This is a genomic window from Bacillus sp. AK128 (assembly GCF_053903075.1).
The window spans coordinates 3,226,140-3,238,521 of the sequence record NZ_CP096379.1 but is presented as its reverse complement, the minus strand read 5'-3'; the positions used below and the strand labels follow the sequence as shown (position 1 = coordinate 3,238,521).

Genomic DNA, 12,382 nt, shown 5'->3' with positions numbered 1-12,382 from the left:
ATGTGCGCGAATCTTAACCAGGAACAAGCCTGAGCGGGGGAGTAATGATATGGAACAGCAGTATTTTTTATTAGATGAAGAATGGAGCGTCGTTCATTTGCCGGAACGCCCAAATGGCTTTGCTATTTTTATCATCGGAGATCGCAATCATTTTGTGGATAGTCACTCAAGCTTTTGGATCCAAAATGCTGGAAGATATGCATTCATTGAGCAATTCCTAAGAAATGGATATACAGTTTTCTATTCTAATTTATTTGGTCGGAATTGGGGTTCACCTAAAGCTGTGAAATTAGCGAAACGCGTGTACCATATAGTTATGAAGAGGGAAATTTTAAATGAGCAGATTCACTTATTAGTTGAGGGGATGGGAGCTCTATCTGGACTTCAGCTAATGGAGGAAATGGATGATAAAGTTCGATCTGTCGCTATGCTGAACCCTTGTTTAAGTCTACAAGAACAATTGAAGCATGAACAAGAAAATAAGTTGTTCTACAAGAGGATTAGTAAGGAAGTGGTTGATGCATATGACTGGGAGGAGCAATTACTTCAGGAAAAATTGACTCAATTACCAAAACTAGAGGACTATCAATCTAACGTCCCTGTTAAAATATGGATATCGACAGAAGAGCAAACTTACCAATCTAAAGTATTAGGTCGTAAATATGAGCAAAGCAGGAGAGAATCTGCACCCATTCAATTAACCTTACACGTTAATGAGAAACGGTTTGGCATCGGTAGCTCCATCCTTCAGTTTTTTGGAAAGCATGAAAAAAAGCTTTAAAAAGCCCGAGTTTGGGCTTTTTTAGCTTTAAATAACCATGACTGGCCGAAAACAATAGGAGAAAGGTGTGATTTTCGTCATTTCGTCATAGAACGCTTCCTAGCTATCATAGAATAATAGAAGGAGAGGCTAGAAAGGAGCATTTAAGTTGGAAGAAGCAATTGTAATGGGTACTTTCAGTTTTCTTGGTTATCATTTAATTACAAGACTGTTAGAAGATGGAGTCATTGTTCATGGGGTTAACCTTGAAATTACCCCTACCTCAGAAAAGGTAAAAGAAGAAATGGAAATGGGATTTGGACGTAATGCTAATTTTCATAGTCACGAGGAAGCAGAATGGGAGCAATTTCTTAACAGAAATATAGATAAGAACATTAACTACGTGTTTTATTGTTTAAATATAACCTCAAATGAAGCAACGGAGCTAACAAGAGCTAGCGATTATTTGAATAAAGCGATTGAATATTGCCAGTCAAATTCCAAAACGTTAATAATCGCATCCTCTATGGAGGTAGTAGATCATGAGAATCAGGCTGTCATTACGGAAAGCTCAGCTATTAAACCTAATACATTAAGAGGAAAAGGGTATGTTGTTCTTGAAGATCTAATAAGAAAGAAATATGAGGAAAAACGTTTTCCTTATTTAATTCTCAGATTCCCAACTATTTATGGACCTGGTCAGCCTGAACACAATGTTTATCAACTGTTGTTGAACGATAGGGATGAAGATATTCGAGAAGAATTGAAAGTAGAATATAAAGGTGACGTACTATACATCAGCGATGCAGTTGAGGCATTCGTTAAAGGAAGCAAAGCTCAGATTCAAAATGAAACGATCCATGTAACTTCTGGTAAAAAAGGTGACTGGGAGAAAGGACTTTCGCTTATTAATAATAAAGAATTTGAACAGAGCAAAAAGTCAATTACATTTGATCATTCAAAAGCAAAGAACCTGCTAGACTTCACCCCACAAGTTTTAATAGAAGAAGGTATCGAGAGGCAACGACAATTTAGACGATCATTTCCAGATTTGAAATGGAAGAATTAGGGAGTAATATGAAGATTTATGGAGTAAAAACGATTTATCCTTTACCATTTATATGGTTAAAGGGTAAAATGATTCTGGACAAGCTAAAGCGGAAATAAGCAGAATACTCCTTTCCATTAAACTAGGTTTCAATAAAGGAAGTGACTACATATGAAAAAGCCACTTTATGCACTCTTAATCTTACTTACTATTTTATCTGGTTGTGCTAATTCAACTTCATCTGGAACGATTGAAAAAGTTGGTCTTTTGGTACCTGAAACAGTCAATGATCAAGTATGGGGTACAAAAGGATATAAAGGATTGCTTAAAATTCAATCAGAGTTTGAGGTTGACGTATTTTATAAAGAGGGTATGAATAATGAAAGTGATGTAATGAAAGCAATCGAGGAGTTTTCCGAAAATGGAGTTAATATAATTTTCGGACATGGGAGTGAATATGCTCCGTGGTTTAATAGTCTTGCTGAAAAGTATCCTGATATACATTTTGTATGCTTCAATGGAGATGTTCGCGGTGACAACGTGACAAGCTTGACTTTTAAAGCGGATGCAATGGGATTCTTTGGTGGTATGGTTGCAGGTGAAATGACGAAATCAAACAAAGTGGGAGTCATTGCTGCATTTGAATGGCAACCAGAGGTTAACGGCTTTTTTGAAGGAGCAATTTTCCAAAATCCCGATGTAGAGGTAGAAATTAGCTATACAGAGGATTGGGATGATCCAGAAAAGGCACTTGAACTATTAGAAACAATGATAAATGAAGGTGTGGATGTTATTTATCCAGCGGGTGATGGGTATAATGTTCATGTAATTGAACGACTGAAACAAAACGGGCTCTACGCTATTGGCTATATTTCAGACCAATCAGATTTAGGTGAAGCTACCGTATTAACAAGTACGGTTCAAAATGTTGACCAACTTTACACGGTTGTTGCTAAGGAGTTTAATGAAGGAAAGCTTGAAAGTGGTAATCTTTATTTTGATTTTGATGATCAAGTCATTACTATGGGTAAATATAGTACTGAGGTAAGTGAAGAGTTAAAGGAACAAATTAATCAGGCAATTACCGCCTATAAAGAAACAGGAAACCTTCCAAATCAAGTAGATTAAAGGAGAAGTTTAAATGGATTCAGAAAAAAACCTACAATTTATGCAAATTGCCATGAAATACTTACCAGAGGCTAAAGCGATACTTGACGATACAGGGATTGAATTAGATATGAGTAAAATGCAGCCTGTCATTGAATTATTAACAAAGGTCATGTCTGATGCTTATGAACTTGGCAAATCAGACGCAAGCAACAATTAAATAATTAAGTTTATTATCAACAGTAAAGTAAAAGAGTAAATAGACGCTAAGGCATAGCGTCTATTTTTTTTGCTTAAATAAATCTAAGAGTGGAGCAAGCTGTTGAACCATAGGCTTAAATTGTTTAACATTGCCCATTAGTTCATCAACACTTTGGAGCATCTGAAATAGGTCAAATTCTCCTTGTGTAGAGGTTGAATCAGGTGTTTTGTCAATATCTTGCACTGGTTCATCGTTGATCTTGTCTTCCTTTTGAGGCGTAGGTACCCGTCTTGCTCCAAACATTAATTGATCAAAACGGTGCTGTTCACGATCCTTCGTATTATCGCTCATCATTTCCACCTCCTACTGAATGGTTAACCAATTAAAAATATACAAATTTGTCTCTTATATAAATTATGAATAATATGTAACTTTGCCCTAGTCGGCTGTCCTTATATTAAAAATCAATTAAATTGTTTGAGAGAATCCCAGTAGCAGGATTTTTACATTATAGAAAATTATCACTTTACATGAAGAGAGTGCTTTCTTCTATTGTTTTTGCATACTTTGTTACCTTTTAAACTTAAGTTTTAATTATAATATGGTCCGTTGATTTCCGTTACAGGCACTTGCTTTCCGCGGGGAGGGATGTGAGCCTCCTCGGCTTCGCCTGCGGGGTCTCACACTTCCCTCACTTCCCGCAGGAGTCAAGTGCCTTGCACTCCAACCAACTCAATTTTTTTCACAAGGTTATTTTAGTAAGCTAAAATCTCTTCTGAAAAAATTTTTAATATACCTGATTGCACAAAACACGAAAGGTAACATTCGAACTTAGGATAGATCGCCACAAAGTTTTTAAGAGTATAAGTAAAAGATTGAAAAATAAAAGTATTTACTATAAAATTAGTACCAAGTCATAATAATTGATAATAAATTATGAAAAAGGGGTTTTCTTTATGAATGCTGGGATCATTGGGATCGGGCGTTATCTGCCTGAAAGAGTTGTAACCAACCATGAATTAGAGCAAATGGTTGATACTTCAGATGAATGGATTCGTACCAGAACTGGAATAGAAGAAAGAAGAATCGCTTCAGACGATATAGATACTTCAGATATGGCATTTTTTGCAGCGGAAAAAGCACTTGTAAATGCTGGAATTACGGCAGAAGATATTGATTTAATTGTGGTAGCTACAGTTACACCGGACAATCCTTTTCCTTCAGTGGCCTGTTTAATTCAAGATAAACTTGGTGCAAAAAATGCAGCAGCATTTGATATTGGAGCAGCTTGTGCAGGCTTTATGTATGGAATGGTCATGGCAAAGCAATTTATTGAATCAAACGTATACAAGAACGTATTAGTTGTAGGTGTCGAAAAGCTTTCAAAGATTACAGATTGGAATGACCGAAATACAGCTGTACTATTTGGTGACGGAGCAGGTGCAGCTGTTATGGGACCTGTTTCAGAGGGAAGAGGTATCTTATCCTTTGAATTGGGTTCAGATGGAAGTGGAGCTAAGCATTTATACCAAGAGGACTACATTGTCATGAACGGAAGAGAGGTTTTCAAGTTTGCCGTTCGTCAAATGGGAGAATCAAGCATTAATGTATTAGAAAAAGCTGGCTTAAGCAAAGAGGATGTTGACTTCCTTATTCCACATCAGGCTAATATTAGAATAATGGAAGCAGCAAGGCAACGTCTTGAGCTACCAGAAGAAAAAATGGCGAAGACTGTAAGTAAATACGGAAATACTTCAGCATCCTCGATCCCAATTGCGATTGTCGAAGAGCTAGAAAAAGGAAAAATTAAAGATGACGACCTTCTAGTAATGGTAGGTTTTGGTGGAGGATTAACTTGGGGAGCGGTTGCTCTTCGGTGGGGAAGATAGGATCAACCGAACAAACAGAAACTTATATAGATCTTATATGAAGGAGTGGTATCTATAATGCAAAAAAAACGAGTAGTTGTGACAGGGCTTGGTATACTATCACCAATCGGAAATAATTTAGATGTAACGTGGAATAATTTAATAAACGGGGTTTCTGGAATTGGACCATTGACTAGGGTAAATCCTGACGATTTCCCAGCGAAGGTTGCTGCAGAGCTTAAAGATTTTAATCCAGAAGACTTTATGGACCGAAAAGATGCTAAAAAAATGGACCGATTTACTCAATATGCGCTAGCAGCATCGTTAATGGCTGTAAAAGACGCAAACTTAACAATTACTGAGGAAAATGCACCGCGAGTAGGTGTATGGATTGGATCAGGAATTGGTGGAATGGAAACACATGAGGAGCAATATAAGAATTTCCAGGCTAAGGGATATCGACGTGTAAGTCCTTTTTATGTACCTATGATGATTCCTGATATGGCAGCAGGACAGGTTTCCATTGCAATTGGTGCAAAAGGAATCAATTCATGTACGGTAACAGCTTGTGCATCTGGTGCTAATTCAATCGGAGACGCCTTTAAAGTTATCCAACGCGGAGATGCTGATGTGATGGTAACTGGAGGGACTGAAGCGCCGTTAACAAATATGGCATTTGCAGGATTTAGTTCGATGAAGGCATTATCCTTTAATCCAGACCCACAATCAGCAAGTCGTCCATTTGATTTAGAGCGAGATGGTTTTGTAATGGGAGAGGGTGCTGGGATCTTAATTTTAGAGGATCTTGAACATGCTCAAGCAAGAGGTGCACGAATCTATGCAGAAATAGTAGGATACGGGGCAACAGGAGATGCTTATCATATTACTCAACCAGCACCAGCCGGAGAAGGTGGAGTTAGAGCCATGCAACAGGCATTACAAGACTCAGGATTAAATCCTGATCAAATTACTTATATGAATGCCCATGGTACAAGTACACCATATAATGATAAGTTTGAAACGATGGCAGTTAAAGAAGTTTTTGGAGAGCATGCTTATAGAATGGCAGTAGGCTCAACAAAATCAATGACAGGACATTTACTTGGAGCAGCCGGAGGAGTGGAAGCAATCTTCTCAGTAATGGCAATTGCTGAAGGGATCATCCCTCCAACGATTAATTTAAAGACACCTGATCCAGAATGTGATCTAGATTATGTACCTGACCAAGCTCGAAAACAAGATGTTTATGCAGTCCTAAGTAACTCACTTGGCTTTGGCGGTCATAATGCAACATTGATCTTCAAGAAATACGAATAATTAATGAAGTACCTACCAATGGAAATATTTTGGTAGGTCTTTTTTGTTTACTATCATTTATAATTAACGTAGTAAGCTAACAACTTCACCTACCTCTCATATAATAAAGTTATTGAATGAGAGGAGTGGAAAAAGTGGCAGTCGTTAACACAAAAAAATGGTTATCTGAGTACGGGGAGAACCCTGTAAAGCTTTGTGAACAACTAGTACAATACTTTAGTGGCAGTTCTCAAAAAGAAATATATGAAAACTTATGCTTATTCGGCATGTATAAGCCTTCCATCTTCAACAGAAAAAAAGAGGTTGCTGATTTTATTCAAGCTAATCATTGGAAAAATGTAAAATTACAGTATGCTTCATTAAAAGCAAAATTTAAAGGTCCTGATATACCGATATTTATTTTCCCAATCAATCAGAGAAATTCTAGAATGATGGAAGCAAATAAAGGGAAGTCAGGACTTGCTTTTTTTGATAAACTATTTCTATTTTTATCTCCCACTACAGACACAGAAGAAATTAAAGCATTGTTAACACATGAGTATCATCATGTATGTAGACTAAACGATTTTTATCATAACGATGAAGAACTCAGACTTATAGATACTATTATCCTAGAGGGGTTGGCAGAACATGCAGTTAAAGAAGAGTGTGGGGAAAAGTATAATGCATACTGGACAGAGCTTTATAAACCAGAACAGCTTGAAAAGTGGTACAAGGAACTTATTTTACCTAATCGCAACATAAAGAAATCAGATCATCGCTTTCAAGAGATTTTATATGGTTCAAATGGTTATCCACATATGCTTGGTTATTCAGTAGGATACTTTGTTGTTAACCAATTAGTAAGCGAAGGTAAATATTCTTTACAATTAGTTGAAAAATTAACTAGTAAAAAAATCTGTAAATTACTACCTTTCTAGAAGCCATAAGAGTTGATTTATCAATATTCTTGAAATTTTCTAAGCGTAAATGGAACTTATTTCTTAAAAAAGAGTATTGCAATTGTAATGATTCTGTAATAATATGAAACTCAGATAACATTGGGAATTATCAAAAAATTCAATTGTTAAAATAAGAGGTGTTGAAATGAACGCAAAACTTAAACCTAGCAATGGAGCACCGGTCTTAGAGATTAAGGATCTAAAAACAGGATTTCGTATTGGCGGTAAGTATCATAATGCAGTAGATGGCGTATCTTTCTCAGTAAAACCTAAGCAAGTAATTGGTATTGTTGGAGAGTCAGGTTGTGGGAAAAGTGTTATGTCATTATCTATTATGGGACTTCTTCCAAAAGAAAACGGTAAAATTGTGAATGGTGAAATACTATTCCAAGACAGAGATCTAGCTAAATTAAAAGAAAAAGAGATTAATAAAGTCCGAGGGAAAGATATTGGAATGATTTTCCAAGAACCGATGACCTCATTAAATCCTGTATTTACGATAGGATTTCAAATCCAAGAGGCATTGTTAAATCACACAGATTTAACGAAAAAAGAAGCTCGACTTAAGAGTATTGCACTATTGAAGAGTGTTGGGATTTCAAGACCTGAAAAAATTGTCGACGAGTATCCACATCAACTATCTGGTGGGATGAGACAGAGGGTTATGATTGCCATTGCCATTGCATGTCAACCTAAAGTGTTAATCGCAGATGAGCCAACAACTGCTCTTGATGTTACGGTACAAGCTCAGATTCTTGAACTTCTAAAAGAGATTCAAGAAGTAAATGATATGTCAGTTTTATTAATCACTCATGATCTTGGAGTGGTTGCAGAAATGTGTGACGAAGTAATCGTTATGTACGCAGGAAGAATCGTTGAAAAAACAGATGTAGATACATTATTCCATGATCCAAAACATCCATATACAAAGTTATTAATGGGTGCAATTCCGAAAATGGATGAGGAAGTTGAAGAACTAAGTACGATTAAAGGGATTGTTCCATCCCTAGTTAACATGCCACAAGTCGGATGTCGTTTTGCTGAGCGTTGTCCACAAGCAACTGCTGAATGTAAAACAATAACACCTCAGCTTGCTGAAGTATCCCCAGGACACGATGTATCCTGTTTGCTGTATGACGTTAGCTATCCTAAAGAAGGGGTGAAGGCAAACTAATGAGCCAAGCAGTTAAAGTAGAAAAAGACATACTATTAGAAGTCAAAAATCTAAAAACTCATTACCCAATCAAGGGTGGATTTTTTAGACGCCAAATTGGAGCAGTTAAAGCTGTTGATGGGATTTCATTTGAAATTAAAAAAGGTGAAACCCTTGGATTAGTAGGAGAGTCTGGCTGTGGTAAGTCGACAGCTGGAAGAACAATCCTACGGTTATTAGAACCAACTGAAGGGCAAATTATATTTGAAGGAAAAGACATTACAAGTCTACGTGGAACATCACTTAGAAAAATTCGTCAAGACTTTCAAATGGTCTTTCAGGACCCATATGCTTCTTTAAACCCAACTATGATGGTTGGACACTTAGTTTCAGAACCAATCCGTAACTATACGACTCGTTCTGAGAAAGATCTTAAAGATGAAGTAATGGAATTACTTACAAAAGTAGGATTACCTGCAGATGCTTATTATAAATATCCACATGAATTCTCTGGAGGTCAGCGTCAACGTATCGGGATTGCTCGTGCTTTAGCGCTGAAACCAAAACTGATCATTGCGGATGAGCCTGTATCTGCGCTAGATGTTTCTGTACAATCACAAGTACTAAATCTTTTAAAAGAGCTTCAAGATGAATTTGATTTAACTTTCTTATTTATTGCTCATGACCTTAGTGTAGTAAAGCATATGAGTGACAGAATTGGTGTTATGTATCTTGGTGGATTAGTAGAGATTGCTGATAAGGATAGTCTTTACAGTGAGCCATTACACCCTTATACACAAGCACTAATCTCAGCAATACCTGAGCCGGACCCAAGAAAGAAAAAAGATCGTATTATTTTAGAAGGTGATGTTCCAAGTCCAATCAATCCGCCTTCAGGCTGTACATTCCATCCACGTTGTCGACATGCAATGCCGGAATGTCAGCAAGTAATTCCTTCTTTAAAGGAGGTGAAGCCAGGACATAGAGTTGCATGTCACCTTTACAACTAAAGAGAGACAGATCTAAGTTCTTGCTTAATCAACCTTTAAAGAAATATTCAAATCAATTGGGGGGAAATCAATGAAAAAGTCAGTATTATGGCTAGTAGCTATGCTATTAGTACTATCAATGTTCCTTGCTGCGTGTAGTGGTGGAACTGACGAAGAAACTACTGAAGAAACACCAGAAGAAACTACTGGTGAAGACACAACTGAAGAAGAAGAAGAAGAAGCTACTGACGAGCCTGTAGCAGGTGGAGTAGCAACTTACGCTTTCACACAAGCTTTTAAAGGTGTGTTAGACTTTGCTTTTTATGAAGGTCAAGATGATTCTCTTGCATTAGGCTTTATGGCTGAAGCATTAATCTCAACTGGTGATGACTTATTACCAGAGCCTAACGTGGCTGATTGGGAATTTAACGAAGATCAAACACAATTAACGTTCAAAATTCAGCCAGGTGTTAAATGGCACGATGGTGATGAATTAAAAGCTGAGGATATGGAATTTGCTTGGTATGTAATTTCTGATGCAGATTACCCTGGAACTCGTTTTACTAACGTTTCTATGATTAAAGGTGCACAAGCTTACAAAGATGGCACAGCTGACACAATCGAAGGTATTACTGTAGTTGATGATTACACAATTACTGTTACTGTTGAAGAGCCAGTTGTAAACCTTCTTGATAACATTTGGGTATACCCAATGCACAAAGACCACTATGAAGGCATAGCAGTTGCTGACATGATCGATTCTCCACAAGTTCGTCAAAACCCAATGGGGTTTGGTCCGTTCAAAGTGAAGAATATCGTTCCTGGAGAAATGATCGAATTCGAACGCTTTGATGATTACTGGCAAGGTCCTGCACTACTTGATGGTGTAGTTTATAAAGTTATTGATCCAGCACTTGCAAGTGGATTACTTGAAAGTGGAGAAGTTGATATTATGGAAGCTCCTTCTGATCAGTACCCTGAAATTTCAGAACTTCCAGGCTTAACATTACATGAAGAGCCAAGCTTAGGTTATAGCTATATCGGATTTGACTTCGGACATTATGATAACGAAGCTGGTATCGTAGTATCTGACAATCCTAAGTTCCAAGACAAAGCTTTACGTCATGCAATGGCACATGCTTTAGACCGTCAAGGTATCCTAGATGGATTCTCTAATGGTTTAGGTCAACTTGTAAACGTACCACTTCCTTCAGTATCATGGGCTAAGATTCCTGACGATCAAATCAATGCATATGAATTTGATCCGGAAAAAGCTAAGTCAATCCTTGACGAAGCTGGTTATGTTGATACAGACGGAGATGGATTCCGTGAAGATCCAAATGGTGAAAAGTTAACTATTAACTTTGATGCTATGAGCTCAACTTCAACTGCTGAGCCACGTGCACAATACATTCTTCAAAACTGGAAGGATGTAGGACTTGATGCTCGTCTAAATGGTGGAGCATTAAAAGACTTCAACTTATTCTATGATTCAATCGATGCTGATGATCCAACTATTGAAACATTCAATGGTGCTTGGGGTCTAGCAACAGATCCAGATCCAGCAGGTATTTGGTCTAGTGATTCTAAATGGAATATGATGAGATGGTATAATGAAAAGTCTGATGAGTTAATCGCAGCTGGTGTTAAGTTCCCTGAAGATGCTAGTAAGGATGTACTTGAACACCGTAAGGAAATCTATTACGAGTGGCAAAAACTTGTAAACGAAGAACTTCCATCAATTTTCATGTTCCAACCATTAGATGTTTATGCAGTTAATGAGCGTCTACAAGGTACGGATGCTAACGCATTTACAGTACAAAAAGATGTTCACCTATGGTGGATTAAAGAATAATTGACACTTGAATGAACATTTCACTAGGTGGGAGGAAACTCCCACCAAGTGTTTGTTTAAAGAACGAAAGTTAGTTCTTACTGTCGGTTATCCCCCACGTATTGAAGATAATGTGGAGGACAACCGACAGTAAGAGCATAATAAGAATAAACAACAGATAAGGGGAATTCATAATGCTAATTTACACACTTCGTAGATTACTAGGAATGATTCCATTACTTTTTCTTATCTCAGTGGTGTGTTTTACACTAGCTAAGCTAATGCCTGGTGATGCACTAACTGGAAAAGTAGATCCATTAAACTCTAGTCCAGAATATATTGAAGAAATGCGTGAGAAAATGGGATGGAATGATCCTGTGCATGAACAATATTTAAACTGGATGGGAGGGATTCTACAAGGAAATTTTGGCGATTCATTTAATCATAAAATGCCAGTAATGGACTTAATAGGATCTCGTTTACCTAACACTATATTCTTAGCCTTATTTGCTTTATTAATCACATATGTTCTTGCATTTATCATGGGACGTTATGCAGGTCGTCACCCATACAGTATAGGAGATTATGCAATATCCTTTTACAACTATTTAGGATTAGCGATTCCAAGCTTCGTGGCTGCATTAGTTGCAATCTGGATCTTTGCATTCCAATTAGGATGGGTTCCTGCAACAGGTAGTATCGGAATCGGTGTAGAGCCTGGCACACTTGAGTTTTATTTAAGTAAAATCAAGCACACTATACTTCCAGCAATCTGTTTAGGTGCATTTGCAACAGCAAGTTATACTCAGTTTTTACGTAATGATATGATTGAAAGTGCGAGAAAAGATTATGTAAGAACTGCAAGAGCAAAAGGTACAAAAGAATCAACGATTTTTAATAAGCACATTTTACGTAACTCATTAATTCCAATTGTAACGCTTATCGGTTTTGACTTTGCTAGTTTAGTAGGTGGAGCTGTTATTACAGAAACAATCTTCACATACCCTGGAATTGGTTATTTATTTGTTGAATCGATTACAGCACGTGATTATTCTGTAGTTTTAGCGATTACTCTAATGCTCACAATCTTTACACTAATTGGAAACTTACTCGCGGATATACTACTAGGATTAGTTGATCCACGTATTAGATTAGAATAGAGG

At 37.1% G+C, this 12,382-nt stretch carries 12 protein-coding genes; 11 read left to right on the top strand and 1 reads right to left on the bottom strand.

Going from position 1 to position 12,382, the window contains the following annotated elements; genetic code table 11:
* The first annotated feature begins 49 nt into the window (after window positions 1-49).
* From M1D60_RS16255 to M1D60_RS16240, 4 genes are all read left to right on the top strand, one after another.
* A complete protein-coding gene (locus M1D60_RS16255) occupies window positions 50-781 on the top strand; it encodes a hypothetical protein (RefSeq protein WP_456275884.1) in 732 nt (243 codons plus the stop codon).
* 148 nt (window positions 782-929) lie between these two features.
* Complete coding sequence (locus M1D60_RS16250) at window positions 930-1,829, top strand: NAD-dependent epimerase/dehydratase family protein (RefSeq protein WP_456275883.1); 900 nt, start codon at window positions 930-932, stop codon at window positions 1,827-1,829.
* A gap of 150 nt (window positions 1,830-1,979) precedes the next feature.
* Complete coding sequence (locus tag M1D60_RS16245) at window positions 1,980-2,936, top strand: BMP family ABC transporter substrate-binding protein (RefSeq protein WP_456275882.1); 957 nt, start codon at window positions 1,980-1,982, stop codon at window positions 2,934-2,936.
* Between the two features lie 13 nt (window positions 2,937-2,949).
* Entirely contained in the window at window positions 2,950-3,135 is a 186-nt protein-coding gene (locus M1D60_RS16240) for a ComZ family protein (protein ID WP_456275881.1), read from the top strand.
* Window positions 3,136-3,195: 60 nt separating this feature from the next.
* On the opposite strand, the gene M1D60_RS16235 is transcribed toward M1D60_RS16240, so the two are convergent.
* Window positions 3,196-3,471, bottom strand: coding sequence for a hypothetical protein (locus tag M1D60_RS16235; RefSeq protein ID WP_456275880.1), 276 nt, complete (start codon window positions 3,469-3,471; stop codon window positions 3,196-3,198).
* A 602-nt stretch (window positions 3,472-4,073) separates the two neighbouring features.
* Here M1D60_RS16235 and M1D60_RS16230 point away from each other — a divergent pair.
* The 7 genes from M1D60_RS16230 to opp4B all read left to right on the top strand — a co-directional run bounded on the left by M1D60_RS16230 (window position 4,074) and on the right by opp4B (window position 12,379).
* Entirely contained in the window at window positions 4,074-5,006 is a 933-nt protein-coding gene (locus tag M1D60_RS16230; protein ID WP_456275879.1) for a beta-ketoacyl-ACP synthase III, read from the top strand.
* Window positions 5,007-5,063: 57 nt separating this feature from the next.
* Entirely contained in the window at window positions 5,064-6,302 is a 1,239-nt protein-coding gene (fabF, locus tag M1D60_RS16225) for a beta-ketoacyl-ACP synthase II (protein WP_456275878.1), read from the top strand.
* Window positions 6,303-6,436: 134 nt separating this feature from the next.
* A complete protein-coding gene (locus tag M1D60_RS16220) occupies window positions 6,437-7,222 on the top strand; it encodes a DUF2268 domain-containing protein (protein ID WP_456275877.1) in 786 nt (261 codons plus the stop codon).
* A gap of 166 nt (window positions 7,223-7,388) precedes the next feature.
* The gene (locus M1D60_RS16215) at window positions 7,389-8,417 is read left to right on the top strand and encodes an ABC transporter ATP-binding protein (protein WP_456275876.1); all 1,029 of its coding nucleotides are present in this window, start codon (window positions 7,389-7,391) and stop codon (window positions 8,415-8,417) included.
* Window positions 8,417-9,406: an ABC transporter ATP-binding protein gene (locus tag M1D60_RS16210; protein WP_456275875.1), complete on the top strand. Its 990-nt coding sequence runs from the start codon at window positions 8,417-8,419 to the stop codon at window positions 9,404-9,406. Before M1D60_RS16215 ends, M1D60_RS16210 begins: the two co-directional genes overlap by 1 nt.
* Window positions 9,407-9,476: 70 nt before the next feature.
* Window positions 9,477-11,240, top strand: coding sequence for an oligopeptide ABC transporter substrate-binding protein (gene opp4A, locus M1D60_RS16205; RefSeq protein ID WP_456275874.1), 1,764 nt, complete (start codon window positions 9,477-9,479; stop codon window positions 11,238-11,240).
* Between the two features lie 173 nt (window positions 11,241-11,413).
* Window positions 11,414-12,379, top strand: a complete 966-nt coding sequence (opp4B, locus tag M1D60_RS16200; protein WP_456275873.1) for an oligopeptide ABC transporter permease — start codon at window positions 11,414-11,416, stop codon at window positions 12,377-12,379.
* The last annotated feature ends 3 nt before the right edge of the window (window positions 12,380-12,382 follow it).